General features: G+C 64.6%; 20 protein-coding genes. 15 read left to right on the top strand and 5 right to left on the bottom strand.

What is annotated here, in order from left to right; all coding sequences use genetic code 11:
- Nucleotides 1–16: 16 nt before the first annotated feature.
- The 5 genes from queA to secF all read left to right on the top strand — a co-directional run bounded on the left by queA (nt 17) and on the right by secF (nt 5,526).
- A complete protein-coding gene (gene queA, locus IT472_RS08565; RefSeq protein WP_297180870.1) occupies nt 17–1,057 on the top strand; it encodes a tRNA preQ1(34) S-adenosylmethionine ribosyltransferase-isomerase QueA in 1,041 nt (346 codons plus the stop codon).
- Nucleotides 1,054–2,178, top strand: a complete 1,125-nt coding sequence (gene tgt, locus IT472_RS08560; protein WP_297180867.1) for a tRNA guanosine(34) transglycosylase Tgt — start codon at nt 1,054–1,056, stop codon at nt 2,176–2,178. The genes queA and tgt overlap by 4 nt, the downstream gene beginning before the upstream one ends.
- Before the next feature lie 102 nt (nt 2,179–2,280).
- Nucleotides 2,281–2,622 (top strand): preprotein translocase subunit YajC, encoded by a 342-nt coding sequence (gene yajC, locus IT472_RS08555; protein ID WP_297180865.1) that lies wholly within the window; start codon nt 2,281–2,283, stop codon nt 2,620–2,622.
- Nucleotides 2,623–2,682: 60 nt separating this feature from the next.
- The gene (gene secD, locus IT472_RS08550) at nt 2,683–4,551 is read left to right on the top strand and encodes a protein translocase subunit SecD (protein WP_297180863.1); all 1,869 of its coding nucleotides are present in this window, start codon (nt 2,683–2,685) and stop codon (nt 4,549–4,551) included.
- Between the two features lie 12 nt (nt 4,552–4,563).
- The gene (gene secF / locus IT472_RS08545; protein ID WP_297180861.1) at nt 4,564–5,526 is read left to right on the top strand and encodes a protein translocase subunit SecF; all 963 of its coding nucleotides are present in this window, start codon (nt 4,564–4,566) and stop codon (nt 5,524–5,526) included.
- 106 nt (nt 5,527–5,632) lie between these two features.
- Here secF and IT472_RS08540 read toward each other — a convergent pair whose 3' ends face one another.
- Nucleotides 5,633–6,454 (bottom strand): inositol monophosphatase family protein, encoded by an 822-nt coding sequence (locus IT472_RS08540; protein ID WP_297180860.1) that lies wholly within the window; start codon nt 6,452–6,454, stop codon nt 5,633–5,635.
- A 93-nt stretch (nt 6,455–6,547) separates the two neighbouring features.
- On the opposite strand from IT472_RS08540, the gene IT472_RS08535 reads away from it, so the two are divergent.
- The 3 genes from IT472_RS08535 to IT472_RS08525 all read left to right on the top strand — a co-directional run bounded on the left by IT472_RS08535 (nt 6,548) and on the right by IT472_RS08525 (nt 10,453).
- Nucleotides 6,548–7,354: an RNA methyltransferase gene (locus tag IT472_RS08535; protein WP_297180858.1), complete on the top strand. Its 807-nt coding sequence runs from the start codon at nt 6,548–6,550 to the stop codon at nt 7,352–7,354.
- A 67-nt stretch (nt 7,355–7,421) separates the two neighbouring features.
- On the top strand, nt 7,422–8,330 hold the full coding sequence (locus IT472_RS08530) for a phosphate/phosphite/phosphonate ABC transporter substrate-binding protein (protein WP_297180856.1): 909 nt from the start codon (nt 7,422–7,424) through the stop codon (nt 8,328–8,330).
- On the top strand, nt 8,327–10,453 hold the full coding sequence (locus tag IT472_RS08525; RefSeq protein ID WP_297180854.1) for an EAL domain-containing protein: 2,127 nt from the start codon (nt 8,327–8,329) through the stop codon (nt 10,451–10,453). The genes IT472_RS08530 and IT472_RS08525 overlap by 4 nt, the downstream gene beginning before the upstream one ends.
- Before the next feature lie 12 nt (nt 10,454–10,465).
- On the opposite strand, the gene IT472_RS08520 is transcribed toward IT472_RS08525, so the two are convergent.
- The gene (locus IT472_RS08520) at nt 10,466–11,785 is read right to left on the bottom strand and encodes a hemolysin family protein (protein ID WP_297180852.1); all 1,320 of its coding nucleotides are present in this window, start codon (nt 11,783–11,785) and stop codon (nt 10,466–10,468) included.
- A 219-nt stretch (nt 11,786–12,004) separates the two neighbouring features.
- Here IT472_RS08520 and IT472_RS08515 point away from each other — a divergent pair, with 219 nt between their 5' ends.
- Both IT472_RS08515 and IT472_RS08510 read left to right on the top strand, forming a co-directional pair.
- Nucleotides 12,005–12,631: a DUF47 family protein gene (locus IT472_RS08515; protein ID WP_297180850.1), complete on the top strand. Its 627-nt coding sequence runs from the start codon at nt 12,005–12,007 to the stop codon at nt 12,629–12,631.
- A 13-nt stretch (nt 12,632–12,644) separates the two neighbouring features.
- A complete protein-coding gene (locus IT472_RS08510; protein ID WP_297180848.1) occupies nt 12,645–13,766 on the top strand; it encodes an inorganic phosphate transporter in 1,122 nt (373 codons plus the stop codon).
- Between the two features lie 102 nt (nt 13,767–13,868).
- Here the strand turns inward: IT472_RS08510 and IT472_RS08505 are convergent, their stop codons facing one another.
- Nucleotides 13,869–14,279 (bottom strand): hypothetical protein, encoded by a 411-nt coding sequence (locus tag IT472_RS08505; RefSeq protein WP_297180846.1) that lies wholly within the window; start codon nt 14,277–14,279, stop codon nt 13,869–13,871.
- Nucleotides 14,280–14,327: 48 nt separating this feature from the next.
- Between IT472_RS08505 and IT472_RS08500 the strand changes: the two genes are divergently transcribed.
- Both IT472_RS08500 and IT472_RS08495 read left to right on the top strand, forming a co-directional pair.
- Nucleotides 14,328–14,672, top strand: a complete 345-nt coding sequence (locus IT472_RS08500; protein WP_297180844.1) for an MGMT family protein — start codon at nt 14,328–14,330, stop codon at nt 14,670–14,672.
- A 41-nt stretch (nt 14,673–14,713) separates the two neighbouring features.
- The gene (locus IT472_RS08495) at nt 14,714–15,382 is read left to right on the top strand and encodes a rhomboid family intramembrane serine protease (RefSeq protein WP_297180842.1); all 669 of its coding nucleotides are present in this window, start codon (nt 14,714–14,716) and stop codon (nt 15,380–15,382) included.
- A 66-nt stretch (nt 15,383–15,448) separates the two neighbouring features.
- Here IT472_RS08495 and IT472_RS08490 read toward each other — a convergent pair whose 3' ends face one another.
- Together IT472_RS08490 and IT472_RS08485 are read right to left on the bottom strand one after the other, a co-directional pair.
- Complete coding sequence (locus IT472_RS08490) at nt 15,449–17,446, bottom strand: M13 family metallopeptidase (RefSeq protein ID WP_297180840.1); 1,998 nt, start codon at nt 17,444–17,446, stop codon at nt 15,449–15,451.
- A gap of 76 nt (nt 17,447–17,522) precedes the next feature.
- Entirely contained in the window at nt 17,523–19,265 is a 1,743-nt protein-coding gene (locus IT472_RS08485) for an oligopeptide:H+ symporter (protein ID WP_297180905.1), read from the bottom strand.
- Between the two features lie 189 nt (nt 19,266–19,454).
- Here IT472_RS08485 and IT472_RS08480 point away from each other — a divergent pair, with 189 nt between their 5' ends.
- From IT472_RS08480 to IT472_RS08470, 3 genes are all read left to right on the top strand, one after another.
- Complete coding sequence (locus tag IT472_RS08480) at nt 19,455–19,742, top strand: type II toxin-antitoxin system mRNA interferase toxin, RelE/StbE family (protein ID WP_297180838.1); 288 nt, start codon at nt 19,455–19,457, stop codon at nt 19,740–19,742.
- Nucleotides 19,743–19,744: 2 nt separating this feature from the next.
- On the top strand, nt 19,745–19,999 hold the full coding sequence (locus tag IT472_RS08475) for a helix-turn-helix transcriptional regulator (protein WP_297180836.1): 255 nt from the start codon (nt 19,745–19,747) through the stop codon (nt 19,997–19,999).
- Between the two features lie 256 nt (nt 20,000–20,255).
- Nucleotides 20,256–21,577, top strand: a 1,322-nt coding sequence (locus tag IT472_RS08470) for an oligopeptide transporter, OPT family (protein WP_297180834.1), incomplete at its 3' end; no start/stop codon positions are given.

The raw sequence follows: 21,577 nt of genomic DNA, 5'->3' as shown, positions 1-21,577 counted from the left end.
AAGCAGCCAGCCGCGCTTGAAAACTTCGGATTTCCATTTCGACCTGCCAACGGGACTCATCGCCCAGGCACCGCTGGCGGAACGCTCAGCAAGCCGCATGCTGGTGGTGCCGCCCGGGAACGCCGCGTTCGCCGATCATTTGGTGCGAGACCTGCCGCAATTGCTGCGTGCCGGGGATTTGCTGGTGTTCAACGACACCCGGGTGATCCCGGCGCGACTGTTCGGCGTCAAGGCCACCGGTGGTCGGGTCGAAATCATGGTCGAGCGCTTGCTCACTGGTGATGAGGCCAGGGTGCAGTTGGGGGTGAGCAAGCCACCGCAGCCGGGCAGTCGGATCCGGCTGGATGTCGGTGGCGAAGCCGAAGTGTTGGAGCGTGCATGCGACGGCTTCTGGCGGCTGCGCTTCCACGTCGGCGAGCCGCTGGACACCTGGTTGTTGCACGCAGGACAGATGCCGTTGCCGCCGTACATCCAGCGCGAACCCGAGGCCGAGGATGCCGAGCGCTACCAGACCGTGTTCGCTCGCGAAGCCGGGGCAGTGGCGGCGCCGACGGCAGGCCTGCATTTCGACCATGCATTGCTGGATGCCTTGCGAGCGCAAGGAGTGGAGTTCGGGCACATCACCCTGCACGTCGGGGCGGGCACGTTCCAGCCGGTGCGGGTGGACGACGTCAACCATCACCGCATGCACAGCGAATGGATCGATGTCGGTGCCGAACTGGTCGACAAGGTGCGCCGCGTGCGCTCGACTGGCGGCCGGGTCATCGCCGTAGGCACCACGGTGGTGCGGGCGCTGGAAAGCGCGATGGTCGATGGGCAGCTGCGACCGTTTGCCGGTGATACCAGTATCTTCATTTATCCCGGTTATCGGATCTGCAGTGTCGACGCGCTGCTGACCAATTTCCACCTGCCGGAAAGCACGCTGCTGATGCTGGTCTCTGCATTCGCCGGCAAGTCGCGGGTGTTTGCGGCCTATGGGCACGCGGTGCGCCATCGCTATCGGTTCTTCAGTTATGGCGATGCCATGCTGCTGTATCCAAGGGAGGACACGGCATGAGCCGCATGTCGTTCCAGTTGATTGCGAATGATGGCTGTGCCCGCCGCGGCCGCATCGCTTTTCCGCGAGGCGTCATCGAAACCCCGGCATTCATGCCGGTGGGCACCTATGGCACGGTCAAGGGCGTGCTGCCGCAGCAGGTCCGCGACCTCGGCGCGCAGATCATCCTCGGCAATACCTTCCACCTGTTCCTGCGGCCCGGGCTGGATGTCATCGAGGCCCACGGAGGGCTGCACGGTTTCGCCCGTTGGGACGGACCGATCCTCACCGATTCCGGTGGTTTCCAGGTGTTCTCGCTGGCGCACCGGCGCAAGATCAGCGAGCAGGGCGTGACCTTCGCCGCACCCACCGACGGCCGCAAGGTGTTCCTCGGGCCGGAAGAGTCGATGCACATCCAGAAAGTGCTGGGCAGCGACATCGTGATGATCTTCGATGAATGCCCACCGGTGCATGTCGACGGCAAGCCGGTCGAACGCACCCTGGTCGAGCGTTCGATGGCGCTGTCGCTGCGCTGGGCCGAACGCAGCAAGCGCGCCCATGAAGGCAATGATGCTGCGCTGTTCGGGATCGTCCAGGGTGGCGTCCATCGGGAGCTGCGCACGCGTTCGGCGGAAGCGCTCCGGCAGATCGGGTTCGACGGCTACGCCATTGGCGGGCTGGCGGTGGGCGAGACCGAGGAGGAGCGCAATGCCATGCTCGATCACGTCACCCCGCAGCTACCGGCAGACCAGCCGCGCTACCTGATGGGCGTGGGCCGGCCCGAGGACCTGGTCGAGGCGGTGGCGCGTGGGGTCGACATGTTCGATTGCGTGATGCCCACCCGCAATGCCCGCAACGGGCATTTCTTCACCGCCACCGGCGTGGTCCGGGTGCGCAACGCCCAGTACGAGCATGACCTGCGGCCGATCGAGGAAGGCTGCGACTGCGTGGCCTGCGCCGGTGGCTTCAGTCGCGCCTACCTGCGCCACCTCGACCGCTGCAACGAAATGCTGGGGCCGGTGCTCGGCACCCTGCACAACCTGCGCTACTACCAGCGCTTGATGGCGCAGATGCGCGATGCGATCGCATCGGGAACTTTTGCCGGATTCCGGGAGTCTTTCCACGCCATGCAGTCGCGCTGAAGGCCTCGATGTGCCCTCGTCCCGGCACCAGTAGCCACGCGTGGCATAATACGCGGCTGGCCGCTTTGTCGGCTGTTCGAACCCATCTCCCCCGGATCCATGATGAACCCTCTCGATTTCCTGATTCCAGTTGCCCACGCGCAGGCCGCGGGTCCCGCCCAGGCCGGTAGCTTGCTGTCTTCGTCGCTGTTCTTCATCGCACTGATCGCGATCATGTACTTCATCATGATCCGCCCGCAGTTGAAGCGACAGAAGGAGCACCGGCAGATGATCGAGAAGCTTGCCAAGGGCGACGAGATCATCACCAGCGGCGGCATCGCCGGGACGGTGGCCGCGATCGGCGAGAGTTTCATCACCGTCGAGGTGGCCGCTGGCGTGCAATTGCGCGTGCAGAAGGGCGCCGTCGGCAATGTCTTGCCCAAGGGCACGCTGAAGTCGGCGTGAGTCGTTCCGTTTCCCACTGATCCACTTCGGTTTGGCGCACGCCGCCAACAGGGTTGACCGATGCTTGTCTACAGCCGCCTGAAATATGCCATCGCCGTGCTGATCCTGCTGCTCAGCGCCTTGTACGCGGTGCCGAACATGTACCCGTCGGACCCGTCGGTGCAGATCACGCCCAACCGCGGGGCCACCGTGGATGCGGCCTTCCGCGCCAAGGTCGAGACCGCGCTCAAGGCGGCGCACCTGCAGGCCAAGGAGGTTGAAATCCAGAGCAATGGCAACCTGCTGGTGCGTATGGCTTCGGCCGAAGAGCAGTCGCGCGCTGCCGGCGTGTTGCGCGGTTTGGTGGGCGGCGACTACGTGGTGGCGCTCAACCTGGCCTCGACGGTGCCGGACTGGATGGCGGCGATCAAGGCCAAGCCGATGCTGCTGGGCCTCGACCTGCAAGGTGGCGTTTACTTCCTGATGCAGGTTGATCGCCACGCAGCGATGCAGAAGATGTTCGAGTCGACCGCCGAGGATATCCGCGGCGTGTTCCGCGACAACCACATCCGCTACATCTCGGTGGAACCCGCCGCCAACAACACGGTCGTCGCCAGGCTGTCCAGCGGGCAGAACGCCGACGCGGCACAGCGGCTGATCGTCACCACCATGCCGACCTACCGGATCGACAACAACGGCGAGACGATCACCGTCACTATCCCGCAGGCCGAGTTGGACAAGTACCTCACTGATGCCGTGCAGCAGAACATCGGCACCCTGAGCAACCGCATCAACGAATTGGGCGTGGCCGAACCCATCATCCAGCGCCAGGGCGCTGACCGCATCGCGATCCAGCTGCCGGGCGTGCAGGACACCGCGCAGGCCAAGCGCATCCTTGGCGCCACCGCCACGCTGGAATACCGCGGGGTGGTCGAGGGCAATGCGATCGAAGCGCGTGATACCGGCAACGTGCCGCCGGAGGCGCGGATCTATTATCTCAAGCAACTGGGGCCGGACGGCAAGCCGATACCTGTCCTGCTCAACAAGCGCGTGATTGCCTCAGGTGAACAGCTGCAGACTGCGTCCTCGTTCTTCGATTCGCAGTCGGGGTCGCCGGCGGTCAGCGTGCGACTGAACGCCGCCGGCGGGCAGCGCATGTTCGATTATTCCAGCGTCCACGTCGGCAAGAAGATGGCGGTGGTCTTCATCGAACGCATCCCGGAAGTGAGGATCGTCGATGGCAGGGAAGTCCACAGCACCCGCACCCGCGAGCAGGTGATCTCGGTCGCCGACATCAAGGACACCCTCGGAAGGCAGTTCCAGACCACCGGCCTCGAGAGCATGAAGGAGGCCGCGGACCTGGCCCTGCTGCTGCGCGCAGGCGCGCTGGCGGCACCGATGGATTTCGTCGACGAGCGCACCATCGGCCCGAGCCTGGGCCGGGAAAATATTGATCGCGGCCTCAAGGCAGTGACCTATTCGTTCCTGTTCGCACTCGGCTTCTTCCTCGTTTATTACCGGATGTTCGGCCTGATCACCTGTCTGGCGCTGTTGATCAATCTGGTGATGGTGTTCGCACTGATGTCGATGATCGGAGCCACCATGAGCCTGCCCGGCCTCGCCGGCATCGCCTTGACCGTGGGCATGTCGGTGGACGCCAACGTGCTGATCAACGAGCGAATACGCGAGGAGTTGAGGCTCGGGTTGCCGGCGCAAAAGGCGATTGCCGAAGGCTACGAGCGTGCGTCCGGGACGATCCTTGACGCCAACGTCACTGCCTTCCTGGCCGGTCTGGCGATGTTCGCCTTCGGCAGTGGTCCGCTGAAGGGCTTCGGCATGACCACCATGCTCGGCATCATCACCTCGGCCTATACGGCGGTATCGGTGTCGCGTGGTATCGCGACCGCGATCTACGGCGGCAAGCGCAAGCTGCAGTCGGTCTCGATCTAAGGAGCACATGCGATGAAGCCTTTCAATGTGTTCCCCTACAACAGCAACATCGACTTCATGCGGATGCGCGTGGCCTCGCTGACGGTTGCTGCTGTGCTGATGTTCGCCTCGATCATCGCGATGATGACGCAAGGGTTCAATTTCTCGCTCGACTTCACCGGTGGTGTCGGCGTCGAATTGCGCTACGCGCAGAAACCCAATGTCGACAGGGTCCGCGAACAACTGGTCGCGGCCGGCTTCCATGGCGCGGAGGTGCAGAGTTTCGGCAGCGACCACGACCTGCTGGTGCGCCTGCAGACCGACGACAAGAAGGAGGGCGACCAGAACAAGGCATCCAGCATCGGTGACGCGGTGGCGCGGGCGGCCTCGCTCCAGGGCAATCCGGCGACCAAGCGCAGCAGTTCGGTGATCAGTGCCGAGGTCGGCAAGGACTTGGCCTTGAACGGCATGTATGCGGCGCTGTTCGTGATCATCGGTTTCCTGCTGTACATCTCGATACGGTTCGAGAAGAAATTCGCGATCGCGGCAACCATCGGCACCTTGCATGACGTCATCGTCTGCGCGGGCTGGTTCGCGATCAGCCGGCACGAGTTCGACCTCAATGTGCTGGCCGGCATCCTTTCGGTGATGGGTTTCTCGATCAACGACACCATCGTGGTGTTCGACCGCGTGCGCGAAAACTTCCGCAGCCTGCGCCTGGCCCCGACCGATATCATGAACAAGTCGGTCAACCAAACCCTGTCGCGTACCGTCATCACGTCATTCGTCGCGTTCCTGACCGCGCTGGCGTTGTATCTGTTTGGTGGCGATTCGCTGCGCGGGATGGCGGAATCGCAGATGATCGGCATCGTGATCGGCACGCTGTCGTCGATCTTCATTTCCTGTGCGTTGCTGACCATCGGCGGGTTGAAGGTCAGCAAGCAGGACCTGATGCCCAAGGCCAAGGACCACGCGGAGCTGGCCAAGCGGCCGTGACAGCAGTGGGTCCGGGTGCGCTTGCTCCCGGCCCCGTGCATGGCTTGTCGAAGCAAGGCCGCGCACTGCGCGGCCTTGTGTTATGCGTGCTGCAGACCTGCGTTGGTCAGCGGAACGCCGCTGCGTAACCGGAATCGACGATGGCCTTCTGCAGTACGTCGGTAAGTTTCACGTTGCCGGCAATGACCTGGTGGCTGCTGTCGGCCGCGCGCGCAGCCATCGGGCCGGGCTGCGTGCCACGGAAATCGCAGACTCGGCCGCCGGCCTCGCGCACCAGCAATTGTCCGGCGGCGACGTCCCAAGCCTTCAAGCCGGCTTCGAAATAGCCGTCGCAGCGACCGCTGGCGACATAGGCCAGGTCGAGTGCCGCAGATCCGGTGCGACGGAAATCCTCGGCCTGCTGCAGGATGCCGCGCAGGCATTCGAGCTGCGCCGGGGCGCGTTCTCGTTCGCGCGGCGGGAAGCCGGTGGCCAGCACGGCGCCGTTGAGGTCCTTGCGCTCGGAGACGCGGATGCGGCGGTCGTTGAGCACTGCACCTGCACCGCGGCTGGCAAGGAACAATTCGTTCCGCAAGGGATCGAACACCACGCCGTGCTGCGCCACCCCACCTTCGACCAAGGCGATGGAGACGCACCAGTGGGGGAACCCGCGCAGGTAGTTGCTGGTGCCATCCAGCGGATCGATCACGAACAGCGCGCCGCCGCGTCCCTGGGCACCGCCTTCCTCGCCGAGGAACGAGGCATCGGGATGGGCACGCTTCAGTTCGCGAATGATCGCTTTTTCGGCCTGGTCATCCAGCTCGCTGGCGTAGTCCAGCCGGTCCTTTTCGACCACGCTGATCGCATCCAGCTTGTTCATTCCGCGCAGCAGCACGCCACCGGCTGCACGTGCCGCCTTGACCATGACGTTGACGATCGGTTTTTGCATGGCAAAGGGCCTCGCAGGCATAAGGCGTCAAGGACGATGATGGAAAAGAGCGCGTCCGGCTCGGGTCCGGGGCGGAGAGTTTACCATTGGCACATGGATGCAACATCGCAAGCGACGCTCGAACGCAACCTGCGCATCGTGCTGGTCGGTACCCAGCATCCCGGCAATATCGGATCGGCGGCACGGGCGATGAAGGCCATGGGCCTGACCCGACTGGTGCTGGTGGCGCCTGAAAAGGCGCCCGATCGCGACACCCATGCCATGGCCGCGGGTGCCGATGACTTGATCGAAGCTGCCCCGGTCTTTGCCGGCCTGGTCGAGGCGATATCCGACTGCCGTTGGGTTCTGGGCTGCACTGCCCGCAACCGGCGCATCCAGTTGGAACCGATGCATCCTCGCGACGCCGCCGGGCGTGCGGTGCTCGCCGCGGCCAACGGGCCGGTGGCACTGGTGTTCGGGCGTGAGCGCAGCGGCCTCGACAATGCCGAGATGGCCCTGTGCCATGGCGCCGTGCACATCCCCTCCAATCCCGAGTTCAGTTCGCTCAACCTCGCGGCGGCGGTGCAGGTGCTGAGCTACGAGCTGCGGTGCGCACTGCTCGGTGACACCGGCGGCGAGGGTGCCGGACGCGTGGAAGGAACGCGCACGCCGCCACCGAGCGCCGAGGCAGCAACCCACGCCCAACTCGAAGGCCTGTTCGAGCATTTGGCCACGACCCTCGACGCCATCGATTTCCACAAGGGACGCACGCCGGATTCTGCACTGCGCAAGCTCAGGCGGCTGTACCTGCGCGCCAACCTCGATGCCGCCGAAGTTCGCCTGCTGCACGGGATCCTTGCCGATTCCGAACGCATGGCGCGGCTTGCCGGACAGCGCACTGGCGACGGCGAAATCCTGTAGTCTTGACGGGATGTTTGTACGAAACATGCCGCCAGCCTCGGCTCGTCTCCTGTGGGCGCTCGTTTGCGTGCTCGGACTGCTTTTTTCCTTTGCTCCGACAGTCTCGGCGCAGGACGCGAATGATGTGGGCGGTGAGTCCAGCGTGCTGGTGCTGGGACGGATCAGCGACGATCCCAAGGCCCATTACGAGCAGCTCGAGCCGCTGCTGCAATACCTTGTTCCGCGCCTGCATGACGTGGGCATCCGCAGTGGCCGAATCCTGATGGCGCGCGACCTGCAGCAGATGTCCAGCTATCTGCGCCGCGGCCGCGTCGACCTGATCAATGAAACCGCGGGCAATGCCGCAGGACTGGAAGACCGCGGGGTGGCCCATTCGTTCTTGATCAGTGAGCGCGACGGGGTGTCGCACTACCATGCGATTTTCTTCGTGCGCAAGGACAGCCCCATCCACACCTTGCATGACCTCCAAGGCCACAGTGTGGCGTTCCAGAATCCATTGTCGACCAGCGCCTACTACCTTCCGGCGGCGCAATTGCTGGATGCCGGGGAATCGCTCGAGCCGCTGCTGTCGCCGACCGATCGGCCCGCGGCTGGTCGGATCGGCTACGTTTTTGCACGAACCGAGCTCAATATCTCCACATGGGTGCACAAGCGCCTGGTTGCCGCCGGGGTGTTGAGCAACATCGACTGGGGCCACCCGCAGCGCATGCCTTCGGTGTTTGCTCGCGATTTCCGGGTCATCGGCCAGAGCGAGGACGTCCCGCGTGCGGTGATGCTGGCGCGCAATGGCCTGGACCCTCGGCTAGAGGCGCGCCTGCGCGAAGTCCTGCTGGAAGCGGCCAGCGATCCCGCCGCCGCAGCCGCGTTGCGCAGTTTCATGGGGACCTCGCGCTTTGTTCCGATCACGGCACAGGACCGGGCGATGCTGCGTAGCCTGGGCCGTGGAGTGCAGCGCGTACGCAGGGAAGTCGAGTGAACATCCGCCGATCGAGCCTGCAGTGGCGCTACACCACCGCGATGGTGGTGGTGTTCATGCTGATGCTCATATTGACGCTGGGGCTGTGGTTCCAGCAGATGAGCGGTGAGCGCCAGACGTTCGAGATTGCCCGTCAGAGCACCCAGTCGTTGCTCAGGGCCCAACTGCGCCAGAGCGGCGAGGCGCAGGTTCATCAGCTCGCCGATTCGCTGGCGAATCCGCTCTATTTCTTCGACCTCGAGGATGTCGGCAACCTCGCGCGCGACGCCAAGCGGGCGCCGAACGTCACCTACGTCCTCGTTTATGACCCGCAGGGCCGCATCCTCCACGATGGTTCGGGGGATATCCCGGCCTATGGCCGGCCGATGCAGGACGCACTTGCATCCCGGATCGTGGCAGCAAATGGACCCATGGTGTTGCAGGCTGGCGAGCGCATTGACGTTTCCCGTCCGATCTCGGTCGGCAACGAGCGACTGGGCGGCGTTCGCATCGGCTACTCGTCATCTGCGGCCGCGCAGGCCGAGGAGGAGACGCTCAGCGGGCTGCGCTCGCGGCTTTCCGAGGTCAGCCGGCGCGGACTGTGGGGCCTGCTGCTGATGTGCCTTGGTTTGGCGGTGGTGTGCGTCTTCGGGGCCGTGATGATACAGCGGATCCTGGTGCAGCCGATCAGGAAACTCGCCGACGCCGCGCGGGAAATCGAAAGCGGCAATTTTTCCTCGCCGGTCCCGGTGGCGGAGCGCAACGATGAGCTGGGTGACCTAGTCCACGCCTTCGAGCACATGCGTGAAAGCGTGGCGCGACATGACCGTGACATGCGTCGGGCCGCCTACAGCGATGCCCTGACCGGACTGGCCAACCGGCTGGCGTTCCGGGCTGACCTGGAACAGCGCCTGCGCGAAATGCACGGGACCGGCTGCCAGCTTGCACTGCTGTTTGCCGATCTCGACGACTTCAAGGGAATCAACGATACCCTCGGGCACGAGGCGGGCGACGACGTGCTTGTGCAGACGGCGGCCCGGATCGAACATGCCGTGGCCCAGAAGGACGGTGCAAGGACCTTGGTTGCTCGTCTCGGTGGCGACGAGTTTGTGATCTTGCTGGAGGCCGTGGCGGGCACCGACTTGCGCGGGCAGGCGACCCGGATTGCCGAAGCGCTGGTCCATGACCTGGCCCAGCCGCTGCTGCTCCACGGGCGGCGTCTGGTGTTGGGGACTTCGGTCGGGATCGCGGTCTTCCCGGACGATGCCAATACCACCTCGCAGTTGATGAAATGCGGCGACATCGCGATGTACCAAGCCAAATTCGCCGGCAAGAACTGCTTTCGTTTCTACAGTCGTGCAGTTGACGAGGATGCGATGCAGCGGCTGCGGATGGAGCAGGACCTGCGCGGTGCTTGGGAGCGCGGCGAGATGTCGGTGGTCTACCAGCCGATCTACCGGACCCGCGATCGCGTGCTGGTTGGCGCCGAGGCGCTGCTGCGCTGGGCCCATCCGGTGGAAGGGGCGATTGCGCCGGAAGCGTTCATCCCGGTGGCCGAGCAAAGCGGTCTGATCGACGAGATTGGTGAACAAGTCCTCGCCCTGTCGTGCCGGGAGGCGGCCCAGTGGCCGGCGCTTGCTGACGGCTCGCGGCCGTTCGTGTCGGTGAACGTGTCGGGGCGCCAGTTGCGCAGTTCCGGCCTGTTCGCTCAGGTCACCGAGGCATTGCGAAAAAGCGGACTCGCCGCCAACCTGTTGCATCTCGAGGTGACTGAAACCGCGGTGATCCGCGACGTGGCGCATGCCGCGGACTTGCTGTCCAAGCTGCGCAACCTGGGCGTGCGGGTGTGGTTGGATGACTTCGGCACCGGCTATTCCAGCCTCAATCACCTGCGCCGGGTGCAGGTGGATGGCCTGAAGATCGACCGCAGTTTCATTACCGACCTGCTTGATGACCCTGGCGATCTTGCGTTGACCAGCGCCACCATGGCGATGGCGCATTCGCTCGGGATCGTGGTCGTGGCCGAAGGCGTCGAGCAACGTGGCCAATACGACCTGCTGCGCGAGCGCGATGGCGATTTCGTGCAGGGTTACTGGCTCAGCGAGCCCTTGGCCGCGGTCGATTTCGTCCGTTTGCTCGGCTGATCGCAGCAGGCTTCATGCGTCTTGCCGGTCTGCCGGTTGGGGCGTGGGCACCTCGCGTTGCAGCAGGAGTTTGTCGACGCGCGGGCCATCGAGGTCGACGACTTCGATCCGCCACTGGCCGATCCGGAAATATTCGCTGACCCGCGGGATGCGTCCGAAATGGGCGATCACCAGTCCCGCGGCGGTATGGAATTCCATCTCGTCGGCATCCGGGATGCGCTCGCCGGTCAACTCGCGCAGCTCGTCGATGTGCAGGCCGCCATCGACCAGCAGCGAGCCGTCCTCGCGTTCGACCACCAAGGCTTCGCCGTCGTCGGCGTCGCTGCCGGTCTGGAGCCGCCCGATCACCGCATCGACGATGTCTGCAATCGTCACCATGCCTTGGATGTCGCCGTATTCGTCGACCACCAGCGCCGCCGACTGCTGGTCTTCGCGCAACAGCTCCAGCAGCTTCATTGCGTGGGTGGATTCCGACACGAACAGGGCAGGGCGGATGTCGTTGAACAGGTCCGGGCGCGGCCGGCCCAATTCGTCCAGCAGGGTCTTGACCTCCAGCATGCCGGCCACGTCGGCGTCGCTGCCGCGGTGGACCGGGTAGCGTGAATACGCATGCTCCAGCATCACCGCGAGGTTTTCCTGCAGGGTGGCGGTGGTGTCCAGCCATGCGATCCGGGTGCGCGGCGTCATCAGGCTGTCGGCGGTGCGGTCGCCCAGGCGCATCACCCGATTGACCATGTTGCGTTCGTCGATGTCGATCACGCCCTGTTCGTGGCCCTCGCTGACCAGCATCCGGATTTCTTCCTCGGTGACTTGGTCGTCGCTGCCGCTCTTGATCCGGAACAGGGCGAGGAAGGCGTGCACGGTCGCGCTCAGCAGCCCGACGATGGGGTTTGCCAACCAAGCCAGCCAACGCATTGGCGTTGCCACCGTCGCGGCGATGCGCTCGGGTGCCAACAGCGCCAGTCGCTTGGGAATCAATTCACCGATCACGATGCTGAGGTAGGTGATCACGGTGACCGCAAGCACGTTGCCGACGGTTTCGGAATGGCGGCCGAGGGTGGGCACGTTGACCGCCAGCCAGTGGCCGATGCGCAGGCCGATGGCGTCGCCGCCGTACATGCCGGTCAAGATGACGATGCTGGTGATGCCGACCTGGACCGTGGACAGGAATCGTTCCGGGCGTTCAGCCAGTTCAAGCGCGGTGCGTGCGCCACGGCTGGTTTCCGCCTGTTGCTTGAGGCGGACCTTGCGCGAGGTGAGCACCGCCATCTCCGACAGTGCGAAGAAGCCGTTGAAGATGAGCAAGGCAAGGACAATCAGCAGTTCCAGCACGGGCGGATACCAGGATGGTCGCGTGCAGTCGGTGTGCTGCCTGTGATCGGCAACGCTTGCCAGCAGGGGCAATGCACGGAACGGGGCGGTGGGATCGGGTTGGAATCCATGGCTGTGCGTGGCGCGTGGGCATGATAGCAGCCGCGGGACTGTCACGAACGCGTCACATAGGGACGTTAGGATGCCGCGCATTGCCCCCTACGACCCCGCGGACGCGCCATGTTTTCACTGCAGACCATATTCGGATCCGGCACCCAGTTCTATGCCCTCCTTGACGATGCTGCCGCGGCTGCCTTCGACAGCGCCAAGGCGTTGCACGCGATGATGCGGGATCCGGATCGCGAGCCGGCGCTGGACGCCTTCAAGCTAGCCCGCCTGCGCGAACGCACGGCTGCCGACAAGATTAGCCAAGCGCTGGTGGACAGCTACATCACTCCGATCGAGCGCGAGGACATCGAAGCGTTGGGGTCGGCGCTGCACAAGATCCCGAAGCAGATCGAGAAATTCGCCGATCGCTATGCGCTGGCGGTGCAGCACCTCGGGAACATCGATTTCGCGCCGCGGGCAGCGATGCTGGAACAGGCGGCAGGGGTGGTCGTGGAGATGGTCGACCAACTCGAGCACATGAACCTCGATCGCATGACCGCGCTCAACGAGAAACTGCGATCGATCGAGAACGAGGCCGATCGGCTGATGCTGGAACTGTACCGGGAGATCTACTCGGGCAAGCTCGACAGCCTGCAGATGTTCCTGCTCAAGGAATTCTTTGAAATCCTCGAAAAGGCGATCGACCGTTGCCGCGAGGCCGGCGTGGTTGCCTATCAAATCGTGCTCAAGAATTCCTGACGGACGCGCCCGGATGCTGACGCTTGTCCTTGTCGTCGTGGTCGCCGCGCTGATCTTCGAGTTCATCAACGGCTTCCATGACACCGCCAATTCCATCGCCGCTTCGGTGGCCACCAAGGTGCTGACGCCCATGCAGGCGGTGGGGTTGGCGGCGGTCACCAATTTGCTGGGTGCGCTGACGGGCACCGCGGTCGCGGCCACAATCGCCACCGGCATTGTCAATACCGGAGTCGTGGATGCCTCCTCCCAGTTGGTGCTGTCCGCACTGCTGGGCGCGATCGTTTGGAACCTGGTCACCTGGTGGTTCGGGCTGCCGTCATCGTCCTCGCACGCATTGATCGGAGGGTTGTGCGGCGCGGCGCTGTCGGCCGCGCACATGAACTGGGATGCGCTGATCTGGATCCAGAGCGCGGCCGACTGGACCAAGAGCAAGGGACTGGTGTGGAAAGTCATCGTCCCGATGGTGACGTCCCCGCTGGTCGGCTTCCTGTTGGGATTGACCCTGATGGTGCTGCTGTGGACGTTGATATCCGGGCTGGAGCGCACCAAGGGCTGGTTGCGACGGCTGGCCCGGCCGCGCTGGATCAATGCGTTGTTCGGCAAGCTGCAAATCCTGTCCGCCGCATACATGGGGTATGCGCATGGCCATAACGACGCACAGAAAACCATGGGCGTGATCGCCCTGACCTTGGTCGGGGCAGAAGCAAGCGGGGCCTTGGACGATCTGCCGCACTGGCTTGCGTTCATGCATCCGGCGCAGTCGGCGGGTGCGGAGGTGGCGACGTGGATCGTGGTGACCTGCGCGCTGGTGATGGCGGCGGGCACTGCTTCAGGCGGCTGGCGGATCATCAAGACGCTGGGTCACAAGATGGTCAAGCTGCATCCGCTGGATGGATTTGCCGTCGATACGAGTTCGGCCACGGTGTTGATGACGGCGGCCCATTTCGGCATGCCGGTCTCGACGACCCACACGGTATCCACCGCGATCATGGGCGTGGGATTCGCCAAGAACCCGCGCAAACTCAAGATCAACACCATCGAGCGGATCATCTGGGCTTGGATCCTGACGATCCCGGCGTCAGCGACGGTGGCTTGGCTGTTCTATCGCCTGCTGGAGGTCCTTGGCTGGGCTTGATCTGCGGCGTTGGAGATGCGCGTTGGCGTGTCGTGCGCCCGGCGAATTGCAGCGGTGGGCGCGTTGCGGCCACGGCCCCGAAGGCGCTTCGGTGCGTGGGCTTTAGAGCAAGTCCCCGCCAGCCGACAGACGCATTTCCATGGCGTCCCCGGTGCCGCCGATTTCGAGGATCAACCGATCCACTTCCGCAGGCAGCAGGCTGTCATAGGGACGGTTCTCGCACAACTGCAGGTAACGCACGCCGTCGAGTTCACCGATGGCGAGGTAGCCGACCCGGCTTTCCCAGTTGAACGCCAGCGCCTTGCGTGCATCCAGCCCGGTGATCGGGGCGATCGAGGTGCTCACGCGCAGGAAGCGGCGACCGTCGTCGTCCTGCAGTTCGGTCAGGAAGATCGCTTGGTGTCGCTTGCCCTGCCGCAGGGTCAGCTCGACACAGGCCAGCCCGGGTTCCTCCAGCAACAGGCGATAGTCCGCGGCACGCAGGTGCTGGTGGATCTGTTCGAAATTGTTCATGGGGCGGCACGAAGCGCGAACGGGTGAACCGGTATGCTAACCCGGATCATGGTTACGCCTGAAGGCAACGATTCCACGCGCCAGCGCATCCTTGATGCGATCCGCGCGGTGCCGCGTGGCGAAGTCGCCAGTTATGGCGGGATCGCGCGTCGTTCCGGCTTGCCCGGTCGCGCACGATTGGTGGCGCGGGTGCTGGGGGAAAACGACGATGCCGACCTGCCTTGGCATCGGATCTTGCGCGCCGACGGACGCATCGCTTTCGCCGCCGGTTCTCGGCCGTTCCGCGAACAGGCCAAGCGCCTGCGCGCCGAGGGTGTGGCCGTCCGCAACGGCCGAGTGCAGATGGCCGAAGCTGAAGAAACCCTGGACGCGGCGGTCTGGGCGCCGCGCTGACCCGTTATGATGCACTGCAACGAAACCTGGATCCCGCCCGGATGGCGTTCGACATTCCCCGCATCACCAAGGCGCTGCTGATCGCCAATGTGGTCGGCTTCGGCCTGCAGTTCGCACTCGGCAATGAAGCACTCTCTTTCTTGATGCTGTGGCCGTGGAGTGGCGCGGTTTACGACCCGTCCGGCTCGGCTCCTGCGTTCATGCCATGGCAATTGCTCAGCTACGGCTTCCTGCACGGTGGCCCGATGCACCTGGGCTTCAACATGCTGGCTCTGGTGATGTTCGGCGCGCCGCTGGAATATGTGTGGGGAACGAAGCGGTTCCTGACGTTCTTCCTGGTCTGCGTGTTCGGTGCCGGCCTATGCCAGCTTTGCGTTGGTTCTTGGTCGGTTGCCCAGGGCGCCATGCCGTATCCGACCCTTGGTGCGTCCGGTGGCGTGTTCGGATTGCTGCTTGGCTATGGCCTGCTGTTTCCGAACCAACGCGTGATGCTGCTGTTCCCGCCGATTCCGATGAAGGCGCGCACCTTGGTCATCCTGTATGGCCTGTTCGAACTGGGTGCCGGCTTCAATGGCTGGATGCCCGGCGTGGCGCATTTCGCACACCTTGGCGGGATGCTGTTTGGCTGGCTGCTGATCCGCCATTGGCGTGGGCAGGGACCGTTCGGGACAGGGCGACGGGGTCCGCCGAACCTGCGCAGCGTGCGCTGAGGCAACGCTGAATGAATCAGCGTTGCCCGAAGCCGCGAACGCGCTGTCGATGACCGGGGGCTGGGGTCAGTCGAAGATCCGAACCGGGGACGTGGCCTGCATCGGGACTCCGGCCGGGCAGCCCCAGGCCGCTGCGAACCCGCTGCTTTGCATCAGCGGGACGTTGGCACGCCATTCGCCCGGCGCACGCACGTCCTGCTGGGCGCGGATCTGCGCTTCGCCGGCTGTCACGCGCTGGGCCCAGAGCTGTGCCCAACCGGTGAAGAATGCCTTCCGGGTCTGCCCGCTTGCGCTGGGTTGCGCTGCGTTCAGGGCGGCGAAGGCGAGTTCGACCCCCGCAAGGTCGGCGATGTCCTCGTCCCGGGTCAGCGGGCCATTGACCTTGACTCCGCTCAGGCCCGGGTAGGGCAGCGCCGAATACAGTGTCGAGACTTTCGCGGCAAGTGCCTCCCATGCGGTCGACTCCGCAGCGCCCCACCAGTCACGCACATTGCCGTCGGCATCGACGTGGCGGCCGCGGCCGCCGATGGCGTGGCTGAGTTCGTGCCCGACCAATGCGCCGAAGGCACCGTAGCGATTGCCCTCCGGCATCGCCATGTCGAGTACCGGCGTCTGCAGCGTGGCCGCGGTGATGATCAGGCGGTTCTGCGCGAGGTCATAAGCCAGCGCTGGCTGCTGTGGCAACACGTCCCAACGGCGTGCGGCGCTGTTCTTGCCGATCCGGCGCATCTCCTGCCGATGGCGCCAGCTGGAGGCGATCAGCATGTTGCTGCCGAAACTGCCACGACCCATCGGCTGCATGCTGAAGTCGATGTCGTAGCTCGGGGAGCCGACTTCGATCCGCAGCCGGTCCAGTTTCCGGATCGCCTCTGCGCGCGCGGCCTCTCCGAGGAGGCTGCTGCGGCCAACCGCCTGTTTCAGGGCGTCGCGGACCTGCAGTGCGATGTGCTCGGCCTGACGGCGGGTGGCATCGTTGAGGTGGGCGGCGGCGTATTCCCGGCCCAGCATCGGCCCGGCGGCCAGGTTGATCGCATCAAGCACCTGTTGCCAGCGCGGAGCCGGTCCAGTCTGGCCAAGCAGCACCCGACCGCGGAAATCGAAGCTTGCATTGCGCCAGGATTGCGAAAGATAGGGGGCCATCGAATCGCCGACCCGGAAACGCAGGTAGGCTTGCCACTGCGCCGGCGGCAGGGAACCGACCAGGCGGTCGATTTTCGCGAACATCTCCGGGTTGGACATCGAAACCGTGTCGTCGCTGATGCCTTGCGCCTTGAGGAAGGCATCGAGTTGCAGGTTGCGGAATTGCTTGCCGAGGCCGGATGTGGCCACCGGCGCGAAGTTGTTGCGCGGATCGCGCAGGTCCGCGAGCGGGCGGGCCGATTGCGCGATCTGCCGCTCCATGTCCAGCACCAGCGCGGTCTGGCGCTCGATCTCGGCCTGCGGGACGCCAGTCAGGGCGAGGATCTTGCGGATGTAATCGGTGTAGCGCGTGACCAATGCGCGGGTGTCGTCGTCGGTGCGCGTGTAATAGGCGGGATCCGGCAGGCCGATACCGCCTTGGCTGAAGTACCCGAGGTGACGGCCGAGATCGCGCAGGTCAACGTCGGCGCCAAACTGGAACGCCACCGGGATGCCGACCTGGTGCAAGGCAGCGATCGCGGGTGCGACATCCTTGTTGCTGCGGATGGCCGCGATGCGTTGCAGCAGCGGGGCGATGGGCGTTGCTCCGTCAGCTTCGACCGCCGCCTCGTCCATGCCGCTGGCCCAGAAGTCCCCGAGCAGTTTCTGGACATCGTTTTGCGGCGCACGCATGGCCGTTTCCAGCAACTGCCGCTGCTGCTGCTGTGCATGCATCGCCAACTCGCCCAGCGCGGACACCGCACCGCTGGACGGCAACGGGTTGGCGGCCAGCCAACCCTTGTTGGCCTCGGCGTAGAAATCGTTGCACGCGGCCGCAGGCCTTCTGTTTTGCGCCGGCTTCTTGGCGGCAAGACTGCTTTGCGGAGCCAGTGATGCGGCGAGAGTGACGGCGAGTGCAAAGGTGAGCGGGCGCAGTGCGGGCATACGGTCAGGACTCGTTGCGATCAAGTTCCCGAGTGTAGCAGCGACCGACAGGAGAATAGGCCATGCCGATTCAGCTTCACTTCACCCCGTGCATCATCCTCCGCAGCAGCGGCGCGACGAGGAAGGCGAGCACCGCGCAGCCGATCCCGATCCACATCAGCAGCCAGAACAGGTGCTCGTATTTGGCGGCCGCGGCGACCAGATCCATGGCCTCGCCCTCGGGCACATCGATGGCGGCCAGCTTGCCGAACAGCGCCGCCAGCGTTTCCGAAAATGCCGTCGCCAAAAACCAGGTGCCCATCATCAGGCTGACCACGCGCGGCACCGCCAGCTGCGTCACCGCCGACAGCCCCACCGGCGACAGGCACATCTCGCCGATTTCCAGAATCAGGTAGGCCAGCACCAGCCACCACACGCTGGCGATCGCGCCGGTGGCGCCCACCTGCTGCGCCGCCAGCGCCATCGGCACGAACGACAGCCCGCCGAACAGCAGCCCGATGGCCGATTTGGTCGGCTTGGACGGGTCCAGCCTGCGCTTGTCCAGCCAGCCCCACAGCGCGGTGAAGATCGGCGCCAGCGCGACCAGGAAAAACGCGCCGAGGTACGTCAGTGAACCGGCGGTTTGCGGCAGTGCCACGCAGTCGCGGATCAGCAGCACCAGGATGACCGCGCTGGCCACCAGAAACAGCGTGCGCGGTGCGTTCGAATCCGGGTTGCGGTCGGACATCCGCGCCGCCAGGAAGAACGCCAGCGGCGCCAGCAGCAGCGACACCGTGGACCAGGGCCAGGGCGTGCCGTCGCGCACCACCATTGCCGGCACGATGTCCTTGGTCAGCAGCCGATCGGTGAACGTCACCCACGAACCGTAGGTCTGCTCGTAGAGGGTGAAGAACACCAGCGCCATGAAGATCATCGCCATCATCGCCAGCATCTGCTCGCGCTGGACCTTGGTGCAGCGGGCGCCGATGAACCAGCCAAACCAGACCAGCACCGCGCCCAGCACCACGATCATCAACAGCAGCGCCAGCGAGATCTGGCCGCCCAGCGCAAACGCGCCGTTGGCGGTGGCCCACATCAGCCAGGCCACCGGCAGCGTGCCCAGCGCGGCCAGTGCATAGATCAGCCATTCGCGACGGATCCCGGCCACCGATTCGCGCAGCGCCTGCGGCCGCGGCGGTTCGGCGTGGCCGTGCAGGTAGCGCTGGCCCCACAGGAACATCGCCAGCCCGATCACCATGCCGATGCCGGCGGCGCCGAACCCGTACTTCCAGCCCCAGGTTTCGCCAACATAGCCGCACACCAGCGAAGCGAACAGGGCGCCGAGGTTGATCCCGGCGTAGAACAGCGAAAACCCGGAATCGCGGCGCGGATCGTTGTCCGCGTAGAGCTTGCCGACGATGGTGGAAATGTTGGGCTTGAGGAAACCCACACCCATGATGATCAGCGCCAGCGACAGATACATCACCCGCAGCGCACCCTCATCGCGCACCACCACCCCGTTCACGACACTGGCCGCATGGCCTTCCACCGCCATGCCCAGATGCCCCAGCACCAGCAGGATGCCGCCAAACGTCACCGCCTTGCGCATCCCCAACCAGCGGTCGGCCAACAAGCCACCGATCACCGGCAGGCAGTACACCAGCCCGCCGTAAGCCCCCAGCAGATCCAGCCCCGATGCATCCCCGAACCGGTGGTACTTGATCAGATACAACAACAGCAGCGCCTTCATCCCGTAAAACGAGAAGCGCTCCCACATCTCGGTGAAAAAACAGACGTAAACCCCCTTGGGATGACCAAGGAAATCCTCGCGGGCGGGCATGGCGCTGGCGGCTGCGGTCAAGGGCGTGGCCTGGGTGGGATAGTGGGGGGATTGTAGGGGTGAGTGTTGGTAGGGCGGGGTTTGGTTGCTGCAGCCGCGTGGCGAAGTGGGTTCAGTGGCCAAATGACAGCGGACAGCTGTGCATTGTTACCGCTTGACATGCTATATTTAACCTAGTCACAATAAACAATGTGGAAGATACTTGAACATCGCCAGGCGGACAAGGAACTCTCTTCCGGGCGTGTTCCCGTCGAAATCCTCAAGCGCTATGAAAAATGGAAGGACATTGCCATGCTTTCCGGCCCGCAAGGGCTTCGCGCCATCAAGGGCTTCCGGGATGAGGCACTCTCGGGCGACTGGAAAGGTTGCAGATCCTCTCGGCTGAACGAACAATGGCGTGTCGTCTATTCCATCGAGGCGGATGTGATGATTGTCCAGGTCGTTCGAGTGACTCCACATGACTATCGGAAACGCTGAATATGCGCAGACTCATTCCCGCCAAAAAGCGCATCGACGTCACGCCCGGTGAATCGGTGCGCATCATCCGCGAACTGCAGGGGCTCAGCCAGACGCAGCTCTCCGCCCTGTGCGGCATCCCTCAGACCACCATTTCCAGCATTGAAAATGGCCGGGTCAATCTGGGTGTGGAACGTGCCAAGACGCTGGGTACGGCCTTGCGCTGCCATCCTGCCGTTCTCGTGTTTCCCGGCTGGCAGATCAAATCTGTCGCCTGACAATTCAGTCAGGTTCCCGCGACTTTGCGCGTCGGCAAGCAGCCGTTGAAGCTGGCCGGCAGGAACATGATGCTGCGCGCTGCACCGAGGTGCATCCGCGGGCGCAGATCGCCGTGCAGGCGCACGTGCAGAGCCTGAATCCATGGGGGGAAGGTGTTTCGCCGCGGCGCTAGGTCGTGAGTTTGCGCAAGCGATACTGGACTTGCCCGCCCGCAGCGGCTAGCGTTGCCCGGCTGCCTGTCTGAAAGGATCGCTGATGTCGAACCCGGGTGAGAAGGTGCCGCAGTTGACGCTGCGTGCGGTGGTGCTGGCAATCGTGCTGGCGGTGATCCTGTCGGCGGCGAATGCCTATCTGGGATTGTTCGCCGGATTGACCATCGCCACCGCGATCCCGGCGGCGGTGGTGTCGATGGGGGTGCTGCGCTTGCTTGGCGGCGGCAGCATCCTGGAGAACAACATCGTCCAGACCGGCGCGTCGGCGGGGTCGTCGATCGCGGCGGGGGTGATCTTCACCATCCCGGCGCTGATCATCCTAGGCTACTGGCAGGACTTCAAATACCTGTGGGTGCTGGCGATCGCGGGCCTGGGCGGGTTGCTGGGCGTGCTGTTCTCGGTGCCGCTGCGGCGTTCGATGATCGTGGAAGAGCCGCTGCCGTTCCCGGAGGGCAAGGCGGCGGCGGAAGTCCTGAAAGCCGGCGAAAACCCGGGGCCGGGGCTGAAGATCCTGGCGTTTTCAGCGACCCTGGGCGGGTTGATCAAGGCCGCGGCGGCCAGCGGCATGCGGCTGATTCCGGACACCGCCGCTGGCGCCGGATTCTTCGGCAAATACCTCGGCTACCTCGGCACCAATCTGTCGCCGGCGCTGCTGGGCGTGGGCTACATCGTCGGCCTGAACATCGGGATTGTGGTGGTGTCCGGTTCGATCCTGTCCTGGCATATCGCGATCCCGATCTACCACGCCTTCTTCCTCGACAGCGATCCGGCGCTGGCGCAGAAAATCGTGGGTGCGGGTGCGGAGGATATCGCCGGTGCGATCTGGTCGGCCAAGATCCGCTACCTCGGCGTCGGGGCGATGCTGATCGGCGGCGTGTGGACGCTGTTCAGCTTGCGCAAATCGCTGCTGTCGGGCGTGAAGAGCGGGATTGCCGCGGCGCGCAAGGGCAGCGGTGAATTGGTGGCGGAAACCGAGCGCGACCTGCCGATGAAGTGGATGCTGATCGCGCTGGTGGTGTTCGTGCTGCCGCTGCTGGGCCTGTACCAGGCCATCGTCGGCCTGTGGCACGTGAGCATCCCGATGGCGATCATCATGATCGTGGCCGGCTTCCTGTTCGTGTCGGTGTCGGCCTATCTGGCCGGACTGGTGGGCAGTTCCAACAATCCGGTGTCGGGAATTACCATCGCCACCATCCTGTTTGCCTCGGCGGTGCTGCTGGTGCTGCTGGGCGAGGCTGGCAAGCAGGCGGTGGGGGTGAACGGCGCGCCGCTGGGCGCGGTGGCGGCGATCATGATCGGCGCGGTGGTGTGCTGCGCGGCGGCGGTCGGCGGCGACAACCTGCAGGATTTGAAGGCCGGCTACAT

It is taken from the genome of Thermomonas sp. (assembly GCF_020850895.1).
Lineage (GTDB): Bacteria > Pseudomonadota > Gammaproteobacteria > Xanthomonadales > Xanthomonadaceae > Thermomonas.
Note: the sequence above shows the minus strand (reverse complement) of the source record. Positions and strands in the feature narration are given on the sequence as shown.